We start from the raw sequence: 21,783 nt of genomic DNA on the forward strand, positions 1-21,783 counted from the left end.
CCGCCTTCGACGACCCGGAAAACGCGCAGCACTCGACCAGTCAGCCCTCGTCCTGCGCCTCGAGCCATGTGGTTTCGGCCGTCTCGAGCCGTGCGGCGATTTCGCCGCGTTCGGCCTGAAGGCGCGTGACGTCGGCCTCGTGTTGACCGTCGTACAACGCCGGATCGGCCAGGGCCGCGTCGATCTCGGCCACCTGGTTGCCCAGGCGCTCGACCTCGGCCTCGAGGCGATCGAGGCGTTTTTTCTGCTCCTTGGCCTTCGCCCGAGAGGCCTTGTCGCGCGGCTTGCCCAAGCTGGACGGGTCGGCCGGCGCCTTCTTGTTGGCCTTCCCCTTCGGCTTGTCGGCCGCCTGCTCTCGATTGTGGGCGCGTCGTCGCTCGGTGACCGCCTCGCGGTAGTCGTCCAGGTCGCCATCGAACGGCAGGGCGGCACCGTCACGCACCCACCAGAAACGGTCGCAGACCAGCTCGATCAGGCTCTTGTCGTGCGAGACCACCAGGATCGCCCCCTCGAAGGTCTGCAATGCCTCGGCCAGCGCCTCGCGCATGGCGAGATCCAGGTGGTTGGTCGGCTCGTCGAGGATCAGCAGGTTGGGCGCCTTCCAGACCAGCAGTGCCAGCGCCAGGCGCGCCTTCTCGCCGCCGGAGAACGGCTCGATCGGCTCGAAGATGCGGTCGCCGACGAAGCCGAACCGGCCGAGAAAATCGCGCAGCTTCTGGGTGGAGCCCGTCTTGCCGGCGACCCGCTCGAGTGCGATCAGCGGGGTGTCGCGCGGATCGAGCTGATCGAGCTGGTGCTGGGTGTAATAGCCCACCTGCACGCCCGGGGCGACGAAGCGGTCACCCGACAGCCAGGTCGGCCCGCCGTCGGCGATCACCCGGATCAGGGTGGTCTTGCCCGCGCCGTTCGCGCCCAGCACGCCGATGCGATCGCCGGCGCGGATCTGCAAGGACACATCCTCGATCAGCGGCGTGCCGTCGTAGCCGATGGAGACGTCCTCGAGGGTTACCATCGGGTCCGGGGCGCGCTTGGGCGTCGGGAAGTAGAAGGAGAAATCGTCGCGGTCGGCGTGACTCGCCGCGATGGTTGGCAGCCGCTCGAGGGCCTTGACCCGACTCTGCGCGGCGCGCGCCTTGGTCGCCTTGGCGCGGAAGCGGTCGATGAAGCCCTGCAGGCGTTCGCGCTCCTTGCTGATCTTGTCGGCCAGCGCGGCATCCTGCGCCAGACGCTCGGCACGCATCGCCTCGAAGTCACTGTAGTGCCCGGTGTAGAGATTGAGCTTCTGCTTCTCGATATGCGCGATGTGCGTGCAGACGTGATCGAGAAAGTCGCGGTCGTGCGAGACCACGATCAGGGTGCCGGGGTAGTTGACCAGCCAGTCGGCCAGCCAGAACACCGCGTCGAGGTCGAGGTGGTTGGTCGGCTCGTCGAGCAGCAGGATGTCGGAGGGCGCGATCAGGGCACGCGCCAGGTTCAGCCGCATGCGCCAGCCACCGGAGAAACTCGAGACCGGGTTGTCGATCGCCGCGGGGGCGAAGCCCAGCCCGTCGAGCAGGCGGGCGGCGCGCGCCCGGGCGGTGAACCCGCCGATCGCCTCGAACTCGGGGTAGATCTCCGCCATCCGCATGCCGTCGTTCTCGGCCTCGGCCTCGAGCAGCGCGGCATTCAGACGGGCGTAGTCGCGATCACCATCGAGGACGTAGTCGACCGCCGAGGCCTCCAGGGCCGGGGTTTCCTGCTCCACGGTAGCCATGCGTTGCCCCCCGGCCCACTCGATGTCCCCGGAATCCGGGGCGATCTCGCCCTCGAACATCGCCAGCAGGCTGGACTTGCCGGTGCCATTCTTGCCCACCAGGCCCATGCGCTGGCCCGGCAGCAAGGTGAGATCGGCATCCTCGAGCAGCAACTGCGTGCCGCGACGAAGGGAGACGGACTTCAACTGGATCATGTGGTCTCCAATCGGGTTCGACGCCGTAAAAGTTGGCGGCGTCGCAAATGAGCGAGGCAAGGGGCAACCCCTCAAGCGCCCCGGCATGACAACGGAGGCGGATTACCCCTTGTGCCTTGCCTCGCGAGCGAGGGGTTGCAGGGTCTGGCCGGCATGGACGCCGGCCAGAGGTTCGCCGCGACAGGATGTCGCGTCGAACCGACCCGTCCGCAATCCCTCGTTCGCGAGGCTGATCGTCGCGGATGGAATCCGCGGCGATCAGGCCCGCAGGGCCAAGGCACCGGGGTGTCTTCTTTTCGTCGGTTTTCTTGGACAAGCAAGAAAATCGACTCGCGCGCTACCAACGCGGTCACGCTCAAAGCACCCATCTAACAAGGCGCGCGAAACCTGGCTAACCGCCTATTCGACGCCGCAACCTCACGATCAGGTCACCGTGGGTCGTTTTCGCACGCCTGGCAGGGCTTGCCAACTGACTCACCACCCGGTGCCGGGCGTGCGAGCCCCTTTTCTTGCTTGCCCAAGAAAAGGGGCGAAAAGAAGGGCACCCTGTGTCTTGGTCCTGCGGACCCGGAAGCCTCACAAGGAGGCTCCCGGCCTCGCAAGCGTCGAGCGGCTATTCGGGTCCGGTTCGACGCGACTTCCTGTCGCGGCGAACCTCGAAGCGACGTCCCTGTCGCTTCGCCCCGGCCGCCCGACGCTCGCGAGGCAAGACACAAAGGGGAATATCCCTCCGATTCGTCTCGGTAGATCAAGTCATCGACCCGACCAACAAAACTTCGTGCCCAAAACCAAAAAGGCCGGGACCCCAAACGGGGCCCCGGCCGGGGAATTTGGTCGGAGTGGCAGGATTCGAACCTACGACCCCTACGTCCCGAACGTAGTGCTCTACCAGGCTGAGCTACACTCCGAAAGACCGTCGACGCCTGAAACGTCAGTGGTCGCGCTGAACGCTGATGTCCGCCAGGGCGGCCATCGCTCGGGAATGGTCACTGTCGGGCAGAACCCCCAGTGCCTGCTTGGCCGCTTCGGCCTCGCGTTCAGCGAGCGCCGAAGTATACGAGAGTGCGTCGGTCCGTTCAACTACTTCGAGCACCTCGTCGATCCGAGCGGCCGACTGCGACTCGATCGCCTCGCGCACCAACTCGGCGCTGGCCGCGTCCGCCCGCGCCATGGCGATAATCAGGGGCAAGGTGGGCTTGCCCTCGGCGAGATCGTCACCGACGTGTTTACCGGTCTGCGCCTCGTCGCCGCGGTAGTCGAGTACATCGTCGATCAACTGGAAGGCCACGCCCAGCCGATAGCCGTAGTCGCCCAGCGCGCGCTCGGTGGCCTCGTCGCGGTCGTCGAGCACGGCAGCGAGACGGCAGGCGGCCTCGAACAGGGTGGCCGTCTTGCGGCCGATCACGTCCATGTAGCGTGCTTCGGAAACGCCGGCATCGCCGATGTTCATCAGCTGCATCACCTCGCCCTCGGCAATGCGGTTGGTGGCATCGGCAAGGATCGCCATCACGCGCGGCCGCTCGACCTCGACCATTATCTGGAAGGCGCGCGAGTAGAGAAAATCGCCGGTGAGCACCGAGGCGGCATTGCCGAACCGGGCATTGGCCGTGTCGCGGCCACGCCGCAGCGTGGACTCGTCGACCACGTCGTCGTGCAGCAGGGTCGCGGTATGGATGAACTCCACCACGGCGGCCATCTGCGCCGAACCCGGCAGATCCGCCCCCTCGCCGCGCAACGCCCGACTGGCAAGCATATGCAGCAACGGCCGAAAACGTTTGCCGCCGGAGTGGACGATGTAGCTGCCGAGCTGGTTGATCAGGGCGACGTCCGAGCCGAGCCGATGCATGATCACGCGGTCGACGGCCTGCATGTCATCGGCCATCAATGCGCGGATCTCGTTCAACTGCATGCTCATCGTCTCGCTGTTCGCTCGGTAGTTGGGGATGCCCGACGGGCCGCCGCCAACCTTACACCAAGGCCCGGTAGCCGACTACCGGAACCACCCAGCAGGCAGGGATCGGGCCAAGGTCTCGCGCGAGGCCCGGAATGCCTCCTCGTCGGCTTCGTCACCGGCAAAGCGCAGGCGCTCAAGGGTCGAACGCGCCTCCAGCCACTCCGTTGGTGCCCCGCGCGCCAGAAACGCCGAGCGCACCGAGCTCACCATCGGCTGCGGCAAGGCGGCCAGCACGCGAACTAATCGCTCACGCAGGGCCTGCGGATCCGCGGCCGAGCGCAATTCCTGCTGGGCGCGGCGCCAGTCGCGGCGGGCACTCCACCAACGCCATCCCACCCGAGCGATCAGCCCCAGCAGCACCAGGCCGACCAGACCAGCGAACACCCAGGGCAAGGCGGCACGGATGGCGTCGAGCCGCTGCTCGGCCGGCTCGGCCTGCCAACGGACCATTTGGGCCTCGCTGCGAGCGTAATCGATACCCGATCCCGGCTTGTCGGCCGTCGGGTCGATGTAGGGCAGCTCTACTGCCGGCAGGCGAGCCTCGCGGGCACCATCGCCCCCGCCCGTCACCGCCGGCAGGATCGAGAACCGCACTTCCCAGGCGTCGGCCAGCGGCCCCATCGATTCCGCCCGCGCCTGGTCGGGGGCCGGGCGAATCGTCGGCTCGTCGATGCGCAGGCCCGTCGGGGCGATCAGCTGTGCCCGTAGCAGTTGCTCGAGCGCCTTTTCCGACAGGCCCTCGCCGACCACCACGAAACGCCATTCACCCGGTTCGCCGGCGACCAGCTCACCGACCTGCATCTCCCGCAGTTCCAACGCCGGGGTAACCGGCAGGTATTCGGGCAGGTGGGCAGGCAACGGCTCGACCGCTAGGCGCCGGGCGACCGGCACCCAGGCAAATTCACTCTGGGCCGTGCCGACCACATCGAAATCGATACGCTGGAATTCGAGCGTCACCTCGCCGCCACGCAGCGCCTGCACGGCCCAGCGGTAGTGACGCCGGACCACGCGCCGCCCGTCGATCTCGACGGTGTCCTGCGTCGCCGCCAGCACCTGCGTGTCGATACCCTGACCCTCCGGGCGATGCACCTCCACGCCACGCAACTGCCGGGCCGGGTCGAGGATGGTCTGCGTGACCAGGAAAGTCTGGCGCTGCACCGGATCGATCGCGGCCACCTCGGTCTCGACGATCACCCCGCGCGGCGCACGCCCCGCGCCGTCCTGGCTGACCCGCTCGGTTATCGCCGGGAGCGGGTCGATCGGCCCCAGTTCCGCCTGTTCGGCAAAGCCGTCACGGTCCCGATCGCGATCCGGTCGCGGGATGTCCGCGATAGCCGGTAGCGTTCCGCCCACGGCGAGCAGGGCCGCCAGCAATGGCGCCGAGAACCGGCGTGCGATTCGCATTGCGCTCATTGCCCTGCCTCCGTCTCGTCACCGGCCAGTCCCTGACGGACCACCGACTTGTAGGGCTGCTGGCGGAGCAGGCCGTCGATCGGCGGGACAGGGCGATCCTCGATGCGCTCGAGCTTTTTGCGCGCGCCACCGAGCAGGCCCTCGTCGAGCGCGAAGGCCTCGCCCTCATCCGGCGTCTGCTCGGCCACCGCGCCGCCCTGGCCGCTGCCCTCCGCTTCAAGCATCTCCTCGGCCATTTCCGCACCGTCGTCCTCGACGATCTCGCGGCGCAGCTGCGATTCGTAACCCTGGAATTCCGGCGTTGGCTCGAGGGACTCCTCCTGGGCCCCGCCGCGCAACGCCTCGACCAGATCCCGGTTGGTACGGGCATCGTCATGCTCCGGATCAATCCTCAGCGCGGCATCGAAGGCATCCACCGCCCCGCCATAACGACGGGCGAGCGTCAGGGCATTGCCCAGATTGAACAGCGCCAGCAACCGTTGCTGATCGGTGTCGGCCAACCAGGACGCCGCCTGCAGGCGCTCGACGGCGTGCGGGTAGTCGGCGCGACGAAACGCCGCCATCCCGCTGCCCAGACGGGCGTTGAATCCCGCCACGCGATCGAACTCGCTCTGCGCACGAGCAAACTCGCCGGCCTCGAATGCCTGCCAAGCCTGTTCGAGATGGGTCTCGCGCTCCGACTCGTCGATCAGCGGGGAGGCCCCGGCGATCGTGAACACCACCGGGGTGAACACGGCGAACAGCACTACCAGCCCAAACCGCCAGCCACGCCCCCGCCCGGGCGTCGCGCCCCACTCGAGCACCAGGTGGATGATCAACGCGACCATCGCCACCCACAGGGCCAGCACCGCCACCGAGCGATAGCCGTCGACGGTCTCGGCCGAACGGGCAGGCGCGGGCAGGGCGTCGATACGTTCGCGCAGGAAGGCGACGTCGTCCTGCAACACGCCGGTCCGCCGCGCCTCGCCGCCGGCAAGCTCGGCCAGTTCGGTGACGCGCTCGAAGGCAGGCTCGGAAACGATCACCTCGTTGTCGTCATTGCGCCGCGGCTGGCCATCCTTGAACAAGGGCGTGCGCTCGCGCGCCATGCTCAGGGCGAACAGCGGAATGCCACGCTCGGCCAGGTCCTCGGCGCCCGCCAGAACGCGGCTGCCGAGCTCGCCGCCGAACTGTCGGCCGTCGGCCGAGGTCAGCCAGATCACCGCCCCGCCCTCCAGTGCCTGCATCTCGGCGGCCAGGGAGAAGGCTCGATCCGGGCGCGCGACCAGGCGATCATCCACCAGGCCGGGCAGATGACCGGCGTAGAACTCAAGCAGGTTGGCATCCGGTCCCGGCGGCAGCATCACGCCGGCGGTATCCACCGAGCGCAACAGGCCCATGGGCCGCCCCGACTGCGACTCGGCCAGCAACTCGATCAGCATGACCGCGCGGTCGATGCGGTTGGGTTCGACATCCCGGCCGGTCATGGCGGCGGTGCCGTCGACCACGAACAGCAGCGGGGCCCGGACCTCTTCCTGCGATTCGCGATCCTGCGCCACGCGCGGGTCGGCCAGTGCCAGGACGGCAAACAGCCAGAACAGCACCCACAACAGACGGGCGGCCAAGGCACCCCCCTTGCGACGACGCCCGCCACTGGTCGTGCCGGCAAAGGCCCAGTCGTGCAGTTCCGGGTCGGCGTAGGCATCCAGCCGAGCGCGCCGCTGTTGACGCCACAACGCCAACGCGAGCGGCAAGACGAGCAACCATAGCGCCTCCGGCCGGGCCAGCACGGGCCAGGTCTCGGCACCGAGCAACAGCTGCCAGAGGTCGATCAGGCTGTAGCGGGAACCGTCCATTCGCACCTCAGGCCGTCAACCGGACTTTCAGGAACTGGGCGACGAGCAGCACGGCAAGCCCCAGTGCCAGGAACCAGCCCAGCAGGGAATGACGCTCCCGGCGGGTGTCCTGGGCCTCCGCCTTCGGCTCGTGCCGCTCGATGACGTCGGTAACCGACAGCAGGGCCTCGCGATCACCGGCGGCAATCGCCTCGCCACCGGACAGTCGTGCCAGATCCTCAAGGGTCGGGTCACCGCTTGCCGGGCCGGCACCGCCGGGGGCGAGATTGATGGTGAACAGCTCGATGTTCTCGGCGCGCGCCAGGGTCAGGGCCTCGGCCGGGCTCATCTCGCCGCCGGTATTGACCCCATCAGTCCAGACCAGCAACTGCGGTGGCGCCTCGCCACGCTCGCGGCGCTCGGCGATCGATTCCATCGCCACGGCCAGGCCGTCGCCCAGCGCGGTGGCGCTGCCGTCGAGACCCGGTTCGAGCTGCTCGATCCAGAAACGCAGCGCGCCGTGATCGTCGGTCTCGGGCACCAGCGTGCCGGCCGAGTCGGTTACCACCATCAGGGAAAAGCGATCCTGCGGGTGGGCGGCGATGAATGCGTCCAGTGCCTCGCGCATCACGCCCATGCGCGAGACCGGCTGCCCCTCGGCGTCGCGAAAATCGCGGGTCGACATGCTGGGACTGGCGTCCACCAGCAGCACGATCGACCGGGCCGGCTCGTCGACCTGCAGCGACTCGCCCACCCAGACCGGGCGGGCCAGCGCCACGACCAGGCTGGCCAACGCGAGCAACAGCAGGGCCAGCAACCAGCGCTGCCCGCCACGGGGGCCACCCTCGGCCGGATCGCGCCCAAGCGCCGGATGGCGCAACAGGCGCGAGGGTGCGCGATCACGCACCCGGCGCGCCCAGGCCGGGTAAATCAGCGGCAGGGCGACCAGCAGCAACAAGACCCAGGGCGAATCGAAGCCGATCATGCCGTCGGCCTCCGCCACAGCGCGCGGCGCATCGCGCGCAGTCGTTCGACGACCGCCGTCCGCCAGGAGTCGGGGGCCGGCCTCGAATGTACCGACTGCCGACCGAAGCGGGCGTGATCGATCTCACGCACCCAGGCGGACCACGGCTCGGCCAGCCGCTCGCGCCACGGGGCCCGGCCGCCGTGCTGCCAACGGCCAATCGCCCGGATCACCTCATCCTGCAGCGCGCGCTCTCCGGCCGCATCGATGACGCGCGCCGACTGGCGCTCCAGCTGCCACAGGGCCCACCACAAACGCAGATCACCCCGATGGCGCCAGAGCCACCAGCCGGCCAGCAACAGTAGCGCGATGGCCACAACCATCAGCCACGCCAACGAGCCCTCGTCGGCAGGCGCCGATGCATCGCCGGCACGTTGCACCAGCCAGGGAGCGGTGTAGATATCGACCAATCCCTCGGGCGCCTGCTCGGGCAGGCCGCCGCTGGGGTGCGCCCAATCGCGGTAGCCTTCACTCATGCCGCAGACCCCGCTGCACGCGCCAGGGCCACCGGGGCTTCGGCAAGCCACTCGGCCGGTTCGGCCTCGGCGGGCAACGCCAGGAAGGCCGCACCCAGTGCCTCGGCCGATTGTCGCCAGGCCTCCAGGCGTTCGTGCTGCCGGCTGGCGAATGCCTCGCGCCAGCGGCGATTGCCGGTATCCAGCCAGCGAGCCCGATTGCCCGCTTCGAACGCGACCAGTCCCAGGTCGGGCATATTGAGCTCGACCCGGTCGGCCACCGAGACGAAAATCAGGTGATGGGCGGCGGCCAGCGGTGCCCAGTCGATGACCCGACCGGGACCGCTATCGGACAGGCAATCGGAGAAGACCATGACCACCGAGCCGGCGGGGAGACGCTGCAAGAGGCGTTGGCGCAGACCCGGCCAGTCGACCGGTTGGGCCTCCTCGCAGGTCTCGCCGGCCGCCTCGGCCAGCTCGGCGAGGCGCTGCAGGATCGCCCCCTGACCGGTCACCGGCCCGGCGGCATGGTGACCGGGGCAAAGCTGCTCGCCGATGCCGTGGATCTCGACGGCCAGGTTCTGCCGTAGCGCACCGGCGGCGAAGGCATGGGCGGCGAGCAGTGCCTGGGTGAGCTTGAGCCGCCGACGGGTACCGAAGCGCATCGCGGCACCGCAGTCGACCACCAGGTGGGCCTGGCGCTGGGCCGGCTCGCGGTGCACCCGCACCACCGGCTCGTTGGCCCGTGCCGAGATGCGCCAGTCGATGCGGGCAGCCGGCTCGCCCGGCTGGTAGGCACGCAGTTGTTCGAAATCCAGCCCCTCGCCCAACCGGCGCGCGAGCTGGTCACCGGAGAGACGGGTGGCCGTGGGGAAGCTTTCCTGCACCAAGGCGGGCAGGCGCTCTCCGTCCGCCCAGGCAACAGCGATCTCCTCGGTCGACGGGGCGACGCCAACCCGCGGGCCGGGCGCCTGATCGCGGGCCTGCCGACGGCCGATCGCGCCCCGCAGGGCGGCCGCCGCCCGGCCGATCAGTCCCTGAATCACGGTGTGGGTCACGGCGCCGGGATCAGCTCGAGCAGGCGATCGATTACCGCGTCGCGGGTCAGGCCGCTGACCATGGCGCGCGGGCCGAGGATGATGCGGTGACGCAGGGCGTCGGCCGCCAGCTTGATCAGGTCGTCGGGGACGATGTAGTCACGCCCCTCCAGGTAGGCGGCGGCGCGGGCGGCCTGCACCCAGGCCAGCGCGCCACGCGGCGAGGCGCCGACCAACACCTGGTCGGCGAGATCCGGATCGAGCTCGCCGACCTTTCGGGTGCCCGCGACCACGTCGACCACCCAGTGCTGCAGGGCCTCGTCGCAACGCACCTGGCGCACCGAATCGCGCGCGGCCAGCACCTGATCGACGGTGATGTTCTTCGCCTCGCCCACCGGGTTGCTCCCGAGCGTGCCGTCGAGGGTGCGCTTGAGGATGTCATATTCGTCCTCGCGCTCGGGGTAGTCGAGCGACACGTGCAACATGAAGCGATCCATCTGCGCCTCGGGCAGCGGATAGGTGCCCGACTGCTCGAGCGGGTTCTGCGTGGCCATGACCAGGAACAGCTCGGGCAGATCACGGCTGTGACCGGCGACCGTGACCTGGCGCTCGGCCATCGCCTCGAGCAGCGCCGACTGCACCTTGGCCGGGGCGCGGTTGATCTCGTCGGCGAGGACGATCTCGTTGAACAGCGGGCCGGGCTCGAATGTGAACTCGCGGGTCTCGGGGTGGTAGACCTCGTTGCCCAGCAGATCCGCGGGCAGCAGATCGGGGGTGAACTGGATGCGCTTGAAATTGGCATGCACACCCTCGGCCAGCGCCTTGATCGCGGTGGTCTTGGCCAGGCCCGGCAGGCCCTCGACCAACAGGTGACCGCCGGTGAGCAGACCGATCAGGAGCCGGTCGACCAGCTCGGTCTGGCCGACGATGTAGTGCCCGAGGTGGGCGCGAAGATTCTGGATGGGCATCTGTTCGCTCATGGCTCGACTCGGCTTGTCCGCGGTTCGGTTTCGGTGTCGTCAATGCTGGTGGGCAGGCCGGCGAGCTTCCACTCTGGGAAGCCCGACTCCAGCCTCCGGGTTTGGAACCCGGCCTCGCGCAGGCGGGCGACCGCCTCGAAGGAAAAGGTGCAGTAGGGGCCGCGGCAGTAGGCGATCACCTCGCGTTCGGGGTCGAGCTCAGCCATGCGTCGCTCGAGGTCCTTGACCGAGACGTTGATCGCACCGGGGATGTGGCCCGCCTCGTATTCCTCTTCCGGGCGCACGTCGATCAGCGTGACCAGCCCCTTGCGACAGCGCTCGATCAGCTCCTCGGCGGAGACCGGCTCGAGCGCGTCCTTTTGGTGCAGGTGGGCGTCGACCATCTGCCTCACCTCGGCCAGGTGCCGCTCGCCGACGCGGCGGAACACGTCCAGCAGTTCGACCACGTCATCGGCGGCAATGGAATAGATCACCTGCTTGCCCTCGCGACGGGCGGTCACCAGCCCCGCCTGCTGCATGCGCTGCAGGTGCTGGGAGGTGTTGGCCACGGATAGCCCCGCGACCCGCGACAGGCCATCGACCGAGCGCTCGCCCTGCGCCAGGTGCTCGAGCAGCTCCAGCCGACGGCCGTTGGAGAGCACCTTGCCCAGCCGGGCGAACTGGTCGTTGAGATCCTGCTTGAATCGTTGCGTAGTCACCTGGTCCTCTCTCGGGATAATCACCCGGCGCAGCCGGCATCGGCGCGGCGACGCTGGATACGAAGCGTAATCCATGCGCCCAGCATGATCGCTGCGATCGACAGCATCGAGCCCAGTGCCAGGGTGGACAGGCCGGTCAGGCCGTGACCGACCGTGCAGCCCATCGCCAGCACGGCGCCGACCCCGACCATCGCCGCGCCGATCACCGTGCGCAGCCATTCCCCGATCGCCCGCGGGGCAGCGAACTGCACATCGCGCCGCAGCAGGGCGCTGACGAGGCTGCCAAGGAACACGCCGACCACCGCCACCACGCCGAAGGTGATCGTGGAACTGTTGTCGACATTCTGCAGGAAATACACCACGTCACCCAGCGGCGCGCTGAAGGTGAACGACTGGGTGCCCAGGCCCTCCTGCGGCATCGTCTGCATCATCGAGGCCATGTCCGCGGCCTGGCCGGGCGCACCACCGGTGACCCAGAACCCCAGCCCGACCGCCGTGCCGAGCAGCAGCACGCCGAACCAGGCCAGGCCGTTGCCGCCCAGCGGCAGCCAGCGCCAGCTCACCGCCAGCAACAGCGCCGCCAGCGCAGCGGCAATCAGACCGTAGACGATGGCGCCTCCACCGACCAAGGCGGCCAGGTCCTGGTGCGGGATGCCGATGGCCGTGAGATCGACGCTCAACGCCCCCACCCAGGGCAGGAAGGCGGTCTGGAACAGGCTGGTGCGCGTCATCGCATAGGCCGCCACCGCCATCACCACGATGGCGACCAGCGCCTGCAGGCTGCCCTGCGAGGTCCGCACCAGGCTGCGCACCGGGCAACCCCGTGCGAGCACCATGCCCGCGCCGAACAGCAAGCCGCCGATCAGGTAGCGCCCCCAGGCGAAGTCGGCGGTGCGATACGGCGGCCGGGTCTGGTCGAGATCGACGGCGGCGAACCACTGCACCAGCGCGGTCACCACGATGGCCACGCCGATCGCGCCCAGGTAGACCGCCATGCGCCCGCCGTCGCGCTCGCCCATGTAGGCGCTCATGCCGCCAAGCAGGCAGAAGCGCGTGAATTGTGCCGCTGCCCCGAACACCACGGACAGCACCAGGACGTACAGCAGGTACTGGGAAATCGCCGGATCCATACCCGAGCCCTCTTCTTCGTTGACACGCCGAGCCGAACCATTCCGCCCGGCCGGGCCGTTCATTAATCCACCGCCAGCCCGGCGCGGGACGCGAGGCATCCACTCAACCGCGGGCACCGCAAGCCGGCAACACAGACAGCGATGATTCAATCAGTCAATTGATTCTTCTGTCAAGCAACACGAACCCGCTTGACTTTAATTCAATTGAGTAATTGAATGATGCCCGTACACACCAGTGGAGGGCAACCCATGTTCCTGATCCAACACCCCTGTGAATTCAGCTCACTCGCCTATCTGTTCGGCTGCACCGGCAAGGGCCGGGCCATGGCCGTCGACGTGCATCTCGACGACGTCGACCGCTTCGTCGAGATGGCGGAAGAGAAGGGCGTGGAGATCAAGTTCGTGGTCGACACCCACGTCCACGCGGATCACAAGACGGGCGGCCCGGAACTGGCCAAGCGCACCGGCGCGGAATACGTGCTGCACGAATCCGCGCCGGTGAAGCACGACTTCCGCGGCGTGGCGCACGGCGAGCACCTGGAACTGGGCAACGTCAGCGCCCAGGTGCTGCACACCCCGGGGCACACCAACGACAGCATCTGCCTGCTGGTGACCGACCACTCGCGCACCGACGAGCCGTGGTTCCTGATCACCGGTCACACGCTCTTTCCCGGCGGCGTCGGCCGCCCCGACCTGCACGGTCGCGAACGCGAGATGGCGGAAAAGCTCTACGACTCGCTTTATGGCCCGATCCTCAGCCTGCCGGATCACATCGAGATCCTCGCCGGCGCGCAGGCCGGCAGCGTCTGCGGTGGCGGCATTAGCGGCAAGCCGATGTCCACGCTGGGCTTCGAGAAGCGCCACAACAACGGGCTGATCCGCGAGCGCGGCAATTTCGTCGAGACCATCGCCTCGATCGAGCTGCCGCCGGTCGAGGAAATCAAGGCCTTCTACGCCTTCAACACCGGCAACTAAAGCCACACCGGGACAGCGACACACCATGAAAATCACACCGACACTCAAATCAGGCCTGGTCGCCAGCGCGATGATCTCCAGCCTGACCCTCGGCGCCACGTCGCCGGTCATGGCGGAAAATGAGGAACTCATCGATGCCATGGAGGGCTATGTGATGTTCCAGGAATACCACGGCGCCACCATCCGTCCGGAGCAGATCCCGGCGGATCAGTGGGAGAACATCACCATCGTCGATACCCGCGATGCCGGTCAGTACGCCGAGGACCACATCCCCGGCGCGATCAACATCGAGTGGCGCCAGATCCTCGAGCGCCGCGACGAGCTGCCGACCGACGAGATGGTACTGGTGTACTGCAATACCGGCTCGCTGTCGGCGCAGGCCGGTCTGATGCTGCGCCTGGCGGGGATGGACAACGTCCGCATCCTCCAGGACGGCTTCACCGGCTTCCAAAAGGCCGGTGGCTTCGAGGCGAACGCCCGGGCCCAGGAAGAGGCCGAGGAAGCGGGCGAGTAACTCGTCCCACCACGCCCCGCCATGGCGCGGGGCGTCTTGCCCGATTCGGCCCATACGAGCGGATCGCATCCGGCAAGACGTATAACAAACACGATACGAAACCCAGTCACCCGCAAGGGACAAGAGGAAACCCATGGATATCACCCACCGGGATCTCACTCACGGCATTGCCGCCAACCGCGGCCAGTTCGTCCAGTTTCTGCTGCAGGTCTTCTTCGTCGGCGCGCTGGTGGGCATGACCCGCACCGTGCTGCCGGTGCTCTCGGAGTCGGACTTCGGCCTGGCCGCGGGGGCATTCACCACGTTGGCAAGCTTCGTGGTGATCTTCGGCGTGATCAAGGCCACCCTCAACCTGCTGGCCGGGCGCTTTTCTGACCGGTACGGGCGCAAGCGCGTGCTGGTGGCCGGTTGGCTGTTCGCGATCCCCGTGCCGTTCCTGCTGCTGATCGCCGATTCCTGGGGCTGGGTGCTGCTGGCCACGGTGTTCCTGGGCATCAACCAGGGCCTGGCGTGGTCGATGGCGCTCAACAGCAAGCTGGACCTAACCCACGCCCACCAGCGCGGGCTGGTCAACGGCGCCAACGAGTTCGCCGGCTACGGCGGCGTGGCGGTGGCGGGCTATCTCGCCGCGATTGCCGCCGAGCATCTCGGCGCGCGTGAGGGCCTGTTCTGGTTCGGCCTGGCTGTGATCATCCTGGCCCTGGCCCTGGCCATCTGGATGGCGCGCGACACCCTGCCCTGGGCGCACGCCCAGCAGAAGTCCAGCGGCAACGGCACCGCCCCGGCACGCCGCTCCGGGCTGAGCTTCTTCCTGCATGCCACCTGGGGCAATCGCAGCCTGCTGGCCATCAACCAGGCCGGCCTGGTCGAGAAGTTCACCGACACCATCATCTGGCTGTTCGTGCCCATCCTCTTGGTCACACGCGGCGCGGATCTGGTGACCACCGGTTTCCTCGTGGGCATCTACGGCGTGGTCTGGGGCGCCGGCCAGCTGATCACAGGGCCGACCTCGGACAAGCTCGGTCGGCGCGGCCTGATCACCTGGGGCATGTGGCTCTGCGGGGCGGGGATCATCGCGATCGTCCTGACCCACTCGGCATGGGCGTGGGGACTCGCGCTGGCGGTGACCGGCGTGGGCATGGCGATGCTCTACCCGACCCTGGGGGCGGCGGTGGCCGATCACTGCGAGCCGGTCGAGCGCGCCGGCATCCTGGGCGTGTACCGCTTCTGGCGCGACTTCGGCTATGCCGTGGGCGCGCTGGCGCTGGGGATGGTGGCCACGCTCACCGGCGGCATCGAGGCGGGCTTCTGGCTCGTCGGGCTGAGCATGGCGCTGTCCGGGCTGTGGGTGGCGCTGGGGCTCGCGCCGCGCGGTCAGGACGACTGACGTCCGGCCCGGACGAGTCAGGCATCCGGCCAGGCCCTCTAGCCTGGCCCACCACTCTGGCCAACTGGCATCGTGCTTGCACACGTGTCCAAGTGAACGCGCAATCCCTGTCGGGAGTCCCTACGGGGAGGGCGTATTGTCACTTTCTGACCCTGCGACCAGGCAGGTCGTAGCCATCTTGGACACAAGGAGATCAGCATGCAGGTCCGCCATCGCGCCATTCTGGCCGGTCTCGCGCTCACCCTGCTTTCGGGCCTTGCCTTGCAGGCGGTCCAGGCCGCCGACGTCACCTATCGCTGGGTGAACGGCAACGGCAATCTGCAGTTGAGCGACACCCTGCCCTCCGGCGCGGCCACCAACGGCTACCAGGTGATCGACCCGCATACGGGTGCGGTCGTGCGCGAGGTCGCGCCGCGCAAGACGGCCGAGGAGAAGGCACGCGAGGCGGCGGCAAAAGAGGCCATGGAACTCGCGGAGCGCGAGGCACAGGCACAGGCCGAGCGAGACCGCATCCTGCTGTCGCTCTACAGCAACGAGGCGGACCTGAAGCAGGCGCGCGACCAGCGCCTCGACCGGATGGACAGCCGCATTGCGCAAATGGAAGGCTCGATCGAGCGGATGCAGGCGAACATCGACGACGGGCACGACGACCCGGCGTATGCGCGTGATCTCGAACGGATGAAACAGGCGGTGGTCGAGGTGCGCGCCGAGCGCGACGCAATGGCCGAGCAATTCGAGGCCGATCTCAAGCGCCTGCGCGAGCTCAGGTCGAACGGCTAGCCCCGGCCGCCCCCACCGACTGGCCGCGACTCACGCGGGAATCAACCCCGAATCAGCGTGCCAACGCCCTGGTCGGTGAGCAGCTCGAGCAGCACCGCGTGCGGCACGCGCCCGTCGATGATCTGCACCGTCTTGACCCCGCCACGCACGGCATCGAGCGCGAAATTGATCTTCGGCAGCATGCCGCCGTAGATGGTGCCGTCCTCGATCAGGGCCTCCACATCGCCCGCGGTCAGGCCGGTCAGGAGCTTGCCCTCCTTGTCCAACACCCCGGCGATATTGGTCAGCAGCAGCAATTTCTCCGCCTCCAGCACCTGGGCGACCTTGCTCGCCACCACGTCGGCGTTGATGTTGTAGGCCTCGCCGTCCTCGCCCACGCCGATCGGCGCGATCACCGGGATGACGTCCGAGGCATCCAGCGTGCGCAGGATGCCCGCGTCGATGGAGGCCACCTCGCCGACGTGACCCAGGTCGATGATCTCCGGCTCGTCGAACTCGGGGTTCTTGCGCGTCACCTTGAGCTTGCGCGCACGGACCAGCCCGGCATCGCGGCCGGTCAGGCCCACGGCGCGCCCGCCGTGGCGATTGATCAGGGCAACGATGTCCTTGTTGACCAGTCCGCCGAGAACCATCTGGACCACGTCCATGGTCTCGCGGTCGGTCACGCGCATCCCCTCGATGAACTCGCCCTGCTTACCGAGTTTCTGCAGCACCTCGTTGATCTGAGGCCCACCGCCGTGGACGATCACTGGATTCACGCCCACCTGCTTCAACAGCACGATGTTGCGGGCGAAGGCGTCCTTGAGCTCCTCGTCGACCATGGCGTTGCCGCCAAACTTGATCACCACGGTCTTGTCGAACAGGCGCTGAATGTAGGGCAGCGCCTCCATCAGCACGTCGGCGGTCAGGGCGGGGTCGAATCGGGGCATGTCGGAATCTCTGTGTGCGAATTAAGGGAAAACGGGCATTCGGAATCGGCTGGACACCGTCGGGCGCCGCTCAGCGCGGTCACCCGAGCCGAAGAGCTCAGGACCTGCCGGTATGGCCGAAGCCGCCGGTGCCACGCTCGGTCTCGCCGAACTCGTCGACCGCCTCGAAGGCCACCTGCACTACGGGCACGACCACCAGCTGGGCAATGCGCTCGCCTACCTCGACGGTGAACGGGCTGTTGCCGCGGTTCCACATCGAGACAAACAACTGACCCTGGTAGTCCGAGTCGATCAGCCCCACCAGGTTGCCGAGCACGATGCCGTGCTTGTGGCCCAGCCCCGAGCGCGGCAGGATCATCGCCGCGAGCTCGGGGTCGCCGAGGTGGATCGCCATGCCGGTGGGCACCAGCTCGGTCTGGCCGGGCTTGAGCGTCAGCGGCTCGTCCAGGCAGGCGCGCAGGTCCAGGCCGGCCGAACCGTCGGTGGCGTAGTCCGGGCGCGGGATCTCGTTGCCCAGCCGGGGGTCGAGCCATTTGACCTCAACTCGATGCATGCGGTCGTTCCTTCCGTATCTCGTGGTGAATCTGGTGGTAGGTATCGAATAACTGCGCGGCCAGCCGCTCCTTGACCGCCTGCGCCAGTGCCCGCTCGCCGCCGTCCCACAACAGGAGCAGGGCGTTGTCCGGCCGGTCGAATCCCTTGTCCGCCCCGACCTCGTTGGCACAGATCAGGTCCATGCCCTTGGACGCGCGCTTGGCAACCGCGTGCTCACGCACATGCTCGGTCTCGGCGGCAAAGCCGATGACGAACGGCCGGTCGGCACGCGCCGCCACGCCACGGATGATGTCCGGGTTGGGCACAAGCTCCAGGCGCAACGGCTCGCCGTCCTTCTTGAGCTTATGGTCGGCGGGCGCGGCCACCCGGTAGTCGGCCACCGCGGCGGCGCCGACGAAGATGTCCATCGACTCGATCGCCTCGACCGCCGCCTGCATCTCGGCGGCCGTCTCGACGTCGACCCGTGTCACGCCCGATGGGGTGGGCAGGGTCGAGGGGCCGGCGATCAGCGTCACGGCCGCGCCGCGGCGGGCGGCCTCGGCGGCGATGGCAAATCCCATGCGCCCGGACGAGCGATTGGCGATGAAGCGCACCGGGTCGATCGGCTCGCGGGTGCCGGCCGCGGTGACCACCACCCGTTGTCCCGCCAGGTCCCGACCACCGTCGCGCGGCAGGGCCTCGAGGATGGCCCCAGCGATGGCCTCCGGCTCGAGCATCCGCCCCTCGCCGGTCTCGCCGCAGGCCTGGGCGCCGGCAGCCGGTCCCAGCAGGGTCACGCCGCGCGCCAGCAGCGTGTCGCGGTTGGCCTGCGTCGCCGGATGGGCCCACATCTGCCGGTTCATGGCGGGAGCGATGTGAACCGGCGCGTCCGTGGCGAGACAAAGGGTGGTCAGCAGATCGTCGGCCATGCCGGCGGCCAGACGCGCCATCAGGTCGGCGCTGGCCGGGGCGATCACCACGGCATCGGCCCAGCGGGCCAACGCGATATGATCCATGCCCGACTCGGCCTCGGCATCCAGCAGCGTGGTGCGCACCGGGTGACCGCTGACGGCCTGGAAGGTGAGCGGCGTGACAAACCGGGTTGCCGCCTCGGTCATCACCACGCGCACCTCGCAGCCGGCTTCGACCAGGCGGCGCACCAACACCACGGCCTTGTAGGCCGCGATGCCGCCGGACACGCCGACGAGGATGCGATGGTTGGATGATGGGGCGTTCATGGGCGCAGTTTATCAGGGAAGACCGGCAGGCAGCCGATACCGCCTAACCGGCACGGCGAGGGCGATGCGCCGACGACACCATCCGCCACCTTTCACCGAATCGCTTTGAGACCACCGCATGGCAGACGACCCGAACAAGAAAGCCGACCAGCCCGGCAACGATCCCGAAAACACCCCGCCATCAAAGCCCAAGCGCCGCCTGCCGCGCTGGGCTCGCTGGACGCTGGAGGGGCTGGTGTTCGTCGCCGCGCTGCTGGCCGTGCAGGCGTGGATGGGGCCGGATCTGCCGGAGGGCGAGATCCCCGGCATGGCGGCAGAAACCATCGATGGCGAGCAACTGACCCTGGGCGGGCCGGCGGACGAGCCCACCGTGGTGGTCTTCTGGGCTACCTGGTGCGGTTACTGCGACCTGGAGATGCCCTGGCTGGTCGATCTGGTCGACGATCACCGCGTGATCACCGTGGCCATGCAATCGGGCGATGCGGCCACGGTGCGCGCCCACATGCGGGAAAACGATCTCGAGAAGCTGCCGGTGATCAACGACCCCGACGGGCAAATCGCCGCCGGCCTGGGCGTGAACGTCACCCCCACCTTCCTGTTCTTCGACCAGACCGGCCGGGTGGCCCATTCGACCACCGGCCTGACCAGTCCCTGGGGCGTGCGCCTGCGGATGTGGTGGATGAACCGCGCCGCCAACTAATTTGGGGTACGTCAGGCCTGATCGATAGCGGCGAGCAAATCGTCGAAGGCGGCCTGGAACTGCTCTACCCCCTCGTCGAGCAGCTGGTCGCGTACCACGCCGTCCATGTCGATGCCCACCTCGGCCAGTTCCGCCCAGACCTCGCGATCCTCGTCGAGACGCGGCTTCAACAGGGAGGCAATCCGGCCGTGGTCGGCAAAGGCCTCGAGGGTCGCATCCGGCAGCGTGTTGATGGTGCGCGGGGCGATCAGGTTCTCGACGTAGAGCAGGTCCGAGTAGGCCGGGTTCTTGGTGCCGGTGCTCGCCCAGAGCAGGTACTGCGGCCAAGCGCCTTCCTGCTCGAAGTGGTCGAACGACTCGTCCTCGAACACCTCGCGGAAATGCGCGTAGGCCATGCCGGCCAGGGCCAGGGCCGCTCGGCCCTTGAGCGCCTCGGCGCGCGCGCCGCCGATGGCATCGAGCTGCTTGTCGACCAGGGTGTCGACCCGGCTCATGAACAGGCTGGCCACCGCGCGCACCTCCGCGACCTTGCCGCCGTTCTTCTCCAGCTGCTCGATGCCGCGTCGATACGCGGCGAACACCCGCTGGACCTGGTCGAGCGAGAACAGCAGGGTGACGTTGACGCTCACGCCCTCGCCGATCAGGCGCTCGAAGGCCTCGATGCCCTCGACTGTGCCGGGCACCTTGATCAGCACATTGGGCCGATCGACCAGTTCTCGCAGGCGATGGGCGGCGCGCACCGAGGCATGGGCGTCATGGGCGATCCCCGGCGATTCCTCCCAGGACACCCAGCCGTCCTCGCCGTGCGACTGGTCCCAGACCGGTCGCAGCAGATCGCAGGCGCGCTGGATGTCGGTGACGACCAGGTGCTCGTAGACCGATTCGACGTCCGAGTACTGCCGCTTGCCCGCGGCGATGTCCTCGGTGTAGAGGTCGCTGCCGACGATCGCCTTCTTGAAGATCGAGGGGTTCGAGGTCACCCCGCGGATGCCGTAGTCGCGGATCAGCCGCGGCAGGCCCTCGTCCGTCAACAGGGCTCGGGAAAGGTTGTCCAGCCAGAGACTCTGGCCCTGCGATTCGTGGAGTTGGCTCAAGGCATGCGCGGTCATCGACGACTCCTCCCGGTTGCTTGCGCGTGACAAGGACGAGGCACCACGTTGGCACCTCTACCGGAAGCTTAGACGCTCATGAGCCGTCCACGTGGCCCAAGTGCTGTTATCGGGGATCGAAGGGCATCGAGGTGCGCATTTCCTCGTAGAACTCGCGCGCCTCGTCGGTCTTGGCCGGCGGGGTGTGGATCATCAGGACCAGCATCAGGTCACCGCCGGCGAAGCCACGCTTGGAGATGCGCAGCTTGCGCCCGGATTGCGACCCGGCGGGCACGCTCATGTTGATGCGCTTGCCGTCGGGCAGGGTGACCGGCACCTTGGCGCCCAGCGCCGCCTCCCAGGGCGTAATCGGCAGTTCCTGGACGATGTTGTTGCCGTCGACCCGGTCGCGGTCCTCCTCGCGCAGGGTCAGCACCAGGTAGAGATCCCCCGGCGAGCCGCCCATCGGGCTCGGCTGGCCCTGGCCGGACAGCCGGATGCGACGCCCCGGTGTCGACCCGGCCGGCACGTTGACCTTCAGCGAGCGAGCGCCGCCGCGTCCATCGGAGACCCGGATGGTGTGCGCGCCGCCAGTGACCAGCAAGGAAAGCGGCACCGGTGCGTCGGCCTCGACATCCTGGCCGCGCACGCTGCGGCCCTGACCGGCACCGGCCGGGCCACCGGGGCCACCGAAACCGCCGCCGAAGAACTGCGAGAAGAAATCGGAAAAGCCGCCGGCCGCGAAATCGTCCCCGCCGAAGCCGCCACCAAATCCACCGGGACCGCCCGGACCACCGGGGCCAGCGCCGAACTCGTCGCCATGATGGTAGCCCGAACCGAGCGCGTCGTAGCGTGCGCGCTTCTGGGCATCGCCGAGCACCTCGTAGGCCTCGTTGATTTCCTTGAACTTGTCCTCGGCACCCTCGCCCTTGTTGCGATCCGGGTGGTATTTCTGCGCAAGCTTGCGGTAGGCGCGCTTGATCTCGTCCTGCGAGGCATTGCGCGCCACGCCCAGGGTTGCGTAGTAGTCGTGATATTTCACGCCTGCACTCCTCCGAGTGATGTCCGGTTTGCCGTGTGGCCGGCGTCTCGAAAACCCGCCCCGTCCATCGGGGTTGCGTCAGGCTTTTGGCACGCCGGAAATGAAGAAAAGCCCAATGAGGAAAAGCCCGGGGCGGCCGGGCT

Annotated in this window: 20 protein-coding genes and 1 tRNA gene; 5 read left to right on the forward strand and 16 right to left on the reverse strand. The window is 68.1% G+C overall.

Translation table 11 applies throughout. From position 1 onward, the window contains the following. Positions 1–40: 40 nt before the first annotated feature. The 11 genes from VWP12_RS02245 to VWP12_RS02295 all read right to left on the reverse strand — a co-directional run bounded on the left by VWP12_RS02245 (position 41) and on the right by VWP12_RS02295 (position 12,453). Positions 41–1,948, reverse strand: a complete 1,908-nt coding sequence (locus VWP12_RS02245; RefSeq protein ID WP_410474426.1) for an ABC-F family ATP-binding cassette domain-containing protein — start codon at positions 1,946–1,948, stop codon at positions 41–43. A gap of 831 nt (positions 1,949–2,779) precedes the next feature. Beyond that, positions 2,780–2,856, reverse strand: a tRNA-Pro gene (locus tag VWP12_RS02250). A gap of 23 nt (positions 2,857–2,879) precedes the next feature. Beyond that, the gene (locus VWP12_RS02255; RefSeq protein WP_410474427.1) at positions 2,880–3,857 is read right to left on the reverse strand and encodes a polyprenyl synthetase family protein; all 978 of its coding nucleotides are present in this window, start codon (positions 3,855–3,857) and stop codon (positions 2,880–2,882) included. 81 nt (positions 3,858–3,938) lie between these two features. Beyond that, positions 3,939–5,315 (reverse strand): hypothetical protein, encoded by a 1,377-nt coding sequence (locus VWP12_RS02260; RefSeq protein ID WP_410474428.1) that lies wholly within the window; start codon positions 5,313–5,315, stop codon positions 3,939–3,941. Continuing rightward, positions 5,312–7,150 carry a tetratricopeptide repeat protein gene (locus tag VWP12_RS02265; RefSeq protein ID WP_410474429.1) on the reverse strand — a complete coding sequence of 613 codons (1,839 nt, stop codon included), beginning with the start codon at positions 7,148–7,150 and terminating at the stop codon, positions 5,312–5,314. Before VWP12_RS02265 ends, VWP12_RS02260 begins: the two co-directional genes overlap by 4 nt. 7 nt (positions 7,151–7,157) lie before the next feature. Continuing rightward, positions 7,158–8,114 (reverse strand): VWA domain-containing protein, encoded by a 957-nt coding sequence (locus tag VWP12_RS02270; protein WP_125198222.1) that lies wholly within the window; start codon positions 8,112–8,114, stop codon positions 7,158–7,160. After that, positions 8,111–8,629, reverse strand: coding sequence for a hypothetical protein (locus VWP12_RS02275; RefSeq protein ID WP_125198223.1), 519 nt, complete (start codon positions 8,627–8,629; stop codon positions 8,111–8,113). Before VWP12_RS02275 ends, VWP12_RS02270 begins: the two co-directional genes overlap by 4 nt. After that, entirely contained in the window at positions 8,626–9,666 is a 1,041-nt protein-coding gene (locus VWP12_RS02280) for a DUF58 domain-containing protein (protein WP_125198224.1), read from the reverse strand. Before VWP12_RS02280 ends, VWP12_RS02275 begins: the two co-directional genes overlap by 4 nt. Beyond that, on the reverse strand, positions 9,663–10,625 hold the full coding sequence (locus VWP12_RS02285) for an AAA family ATPase (protein WP_410474430.1): 963 nt from the start codon (positions 10,623–10,625) through the stop codon (positions 9,663–9,665). The genes VWP12_RS02280 and VWP12_RS02285 overlap by 4 nt, the downstream gene beginning before the upstream one ends. Continuing rightward, positions 10,622–11,323 carry an ArsR/SmtB family transcription factor gene (locus tag VWP12_RS02290; protein WP_410474431.1) on the reverse strand — a complete coding sequence of 234 codons (702 nt, stop codon included), beginning with the start codon at positions 11,321–11,323 and terminating at the stop codon, positions 10,622–10,624. Before VWP12_RS02290 ends, VWP12_RS02285 begins: the two co-directional genes overlap by 4 nt. Positions 11,324–11,343: 20 nt before the next feature. Beyond that, positions 11,344–12,453: a YeeE/YedE thiosulfate transporter family protein gene (locus VWP12_RS02295; RefSeq protein ID WP_410474432.1), complete on the reverse strand. Its 1,110-nt coding sequence runs from the start codon at positions 12,451–12,453 to the stop codon at positions 11,344–11,346. A 249-nt stretch (positions 12,454–12,702) separates the two neighbouring features. Here VWP12_RS02295 and VWP12_RS02300 point away from each other — a divergent pair, with 249 nt between their 5' ends. From VWP12_RS02300 to VWP12_RS02315, 4 genes are all read left to right on the forward strand, one after another. Beyond that, a complete protein-coding gene (locus VWP12_RS02300; RefSeq protein WP_410474433.1) occupies positions 12,703–13,428 on the forward strand; it encodes an MBL fold metallo-hydrolase in 726 nt (241 codons plus the stop codon). A 25-nt stretch (positions 13,429–13,453) separates the two neighbouring features. Continuing rightward, positions 13,454–13,942, forward strand: a complete 489-nt coding sequence (locus VWP12_RS02305; protein ID WP_192894148.1) for a rhodanese-like domain-containing protein — start codon at positions 13,454–13,456, stop codon at positions 13,940–13,942. A gap of 133 nt (positions 13,943–14,075) precedes the next feature. Beyond that, a complete protein-coding gene (locus tag VWP12_RS02310; RefSeq protein ID WP_410474434.1) occupies positions 14,076–15,329 on the forward strand; it encodes an MFS transporter in 1,254 nt (417 codons plus the stop codon). 198 nt (positions 15,330–15,527) lie between these two features. Then, complete coding sequence (locus tag VWP12_RS02315) at positions 15,528–16,109, forward strand: DUF4124 domain-containing protein (RefSeq protein WP_410474435.1); 582 nt, start codon at positions 15,528–15,530, stop codon at positions 16,107–16,109. Between the two features lie 41 nt (positions 16,110–16,150). Here the strand turns inward: VWP12_RS02315 and argB are convergent, their stop codons facing one another. The 3 genes from argB to coaBC form a co-directional block, all read right to left on the reverse strand. Next, positions 16,151–17,038 (reverse strand): acetylglutamate kinase, encoded by an 888-nt coding sequence (gene argB, locus VWP12_RS02320; RefSeq protein WP_410474436.1) that lies wholly within the window; start codon positions 17,036–17,038, stop codon positions 16,151–16,153. 97 nt (positions 17,039–17,135) lie between these two features. Continuing rightward, complete coding sequence (gene dut / locus VWP12_RS02325; protein ID WP_410474437.1) at positions 17,136–17,591, reverse strand: dUTP diphosphatase; 456 nt, start codon at positions 17,589–17,591, stop codon at positions 17,136–17,138. Beyond that, complete coding sequence (gene coaBC / locus VWP12_RS02330; RefSeq protein ID WP_410474438.1) at positions 17,578–18,810, reverse strand: bifunctional phosphopantothenoylcysteine decarboxylase/phosphopantothenate--cysteine ligase CoaBC; 1,233 nt, start codon at positions 18,808–18,810, stop codon at positions 17,578–17,580. Before coaBC ends, dut begins: the two co-directional genes overlap by 14 nt. Positions 18,811–18,928: 118 nt before the next feature. On the opposite strand from coaBC, the gene VWP12_RS02335 reads away from it, so the two are divergent. Further along, positions 18,929–19,510, forward strand: coding sequence for a protein disulfide oxidoreductase (locus VWP12_RS02335; RefSeq protein ID WP_410474439.1), 582 nt, complete (start codon positions 18,929–18,931; stop codon positions 19,508–19,510). A gap of 11 nt (positions 19,511–19,521) precedes the next feature. Here the strand turns inward: VWP12_RS02335 and tal are convergent, their stop codons facing one another. Then, positions 19,522–20,619 (reverse strand): transaldolase, encoded by a 1,098-nt coding sequence (gene tal, locus VWP12_RS02340; RefSeq protein WP_410474440.1) that lies wholly within the window; start codon positions 20,617–20,619, stop codon positions 19,522–19,524. Positions 20,620–20,725: 106 nt separating this feature from the next. Further along, a complete protein-coding gene (locus VWP12_RS02345; RefSeq protein ID WP_410474441.1) occupies positions 20,726–21,640 on the reverse strand; it encodes a DnaJ C-terminal domain-containing protein in 915 nt (304 codons plus the stop codon). Positions 21,641–21,783 lie beyond the last annotated feature (143 nt).

The sequence above is a fragment of the Guyparkeria sp. TX1 genome, from assembly GCF_046523965.1.
Lineage (GTDB): Bacteria > Pseudomonadota > Gammaproteobacteria > Halothiobacillales > Halothiobacillaceae > Guyparkeria.

Bases quoted from the DNA above. Each gene is read 5' to 3' on its own strand.
- VWP12_RS02245 (WP_410474426.1), bottom strand. From the start codon at position 1,948: ATGATCCAGTTGAAGTCCGTCTCCCTTCGTCGCGGCACGCAGTTGCTG.
- VWP12_RS02255 (WP_410474427.1), bottom strand. From the start codon at position 3,857: ATGCAGTTGAACGAGATCCGCGCATTGATGGCCGATGACATGCAGGCC.
- VWP12_RS02260 (WP_410474428.1), bottom strand. From the start codon at position 5,315: ATGAGCGCAATGCGAATCGCACGCCGGTTCTCGGCGCCATTGCTGGCG.
- VWP12_RS02265 (WP_410474429.1), bottom strand. From the start codon at position 7,150: ATGGACGGTTCCCGCTACAGCCTGATCGACCTCTGGCAGCTGTTGCTC.
- VWP12_RS02270 (WP_125198222.1), bottom strand. From the start codon at position 8,114: ATGATCGGCTTCGATTCGCCCTGGGTCTTGTTGCTGCTGGTCGCCCTG.
- VWP12_RS02275 (WP_125198223.1), bottom strand. From the start codon at position 8,629: ATGAGTGAAGGCTACCGCGATTGGGCGCACCCCAGCGGCGGCCTGCCC.
- VWP12_RS02285 (WP_410474430.1), bottom strand. From the start codon at position 10,625: ATGAGCGAACAGATGCCCATCCAGAATCTTCGCGCCCACCTCGGGCAC.
- VWP12_RS02295 (WP_410474432.1), bottom strand. From the start codon at position 12,453: ATGGATCCGGCGATTTCCCAGTACCTGCTGTACGTCCTGGTGCTGTCC.
- VWP12_RS02300 (WP_410474433.1), top strand. From the start codon at position 12,703: ATGTTCCTGATCCAACACCCCTGTGAATTCAGCTCACTCGCCTATCTG.
- VWP12_RS02305 (WP_192894148.1), top strand. From the start codon at position 13,454: ATGAAAATCACACCGACACTCAAATCAGGCCTGGTCGCCAGCGCGATG.
- VWP12_RS02310 (WP_410474434.1), top strand. From the start codon at position 14,076: ATGGATATCACCCACCGGGATCTCACTCACGGCATTGCCGCCAACCGC.
- VWP12_RS02315 (WP_410474435.1), top strand. From the start codon at position 15,528: ATGCAGGTCCGCCATCGCGCCATTCTGGCCGGTCTCGCGCTCACCCTG.
- argB (WP_410474436.1), bottom strand. From the start codon at position 17,038: ATGCCCCGATTCGACCCCGCCCTGACCGCCGACGTGCTGATGGAGGCG.
- dut (WP_410474437.1), bottom strand. From the start codon at position 17,591: ATGCATCGAGTTGAGGTCAAATGGCTCGACCCCCGGCTGGGCAACGAG.
- coaBC (WP_410474438.1), bottom strand. From the start codon at position 18,810: ATGAACGCCCCATCATCCAACCATCGCATCCTCGTCGGCGTGTCCGGC.
- VWP12_RS02335 (WP_410474439.1), top strand. From the start codon at position 18,929: ATGGCAGACGACCCGAACAAGAAAGCCGACCAGCCCGGCAACGATCCC.
- tal (WP_410474440.1), bottom strand. From the start codon at position 20,619: ATGACCGCGCATGCCTTGAGCCAACTCCACGAATCGCAGGGCCAGAGT.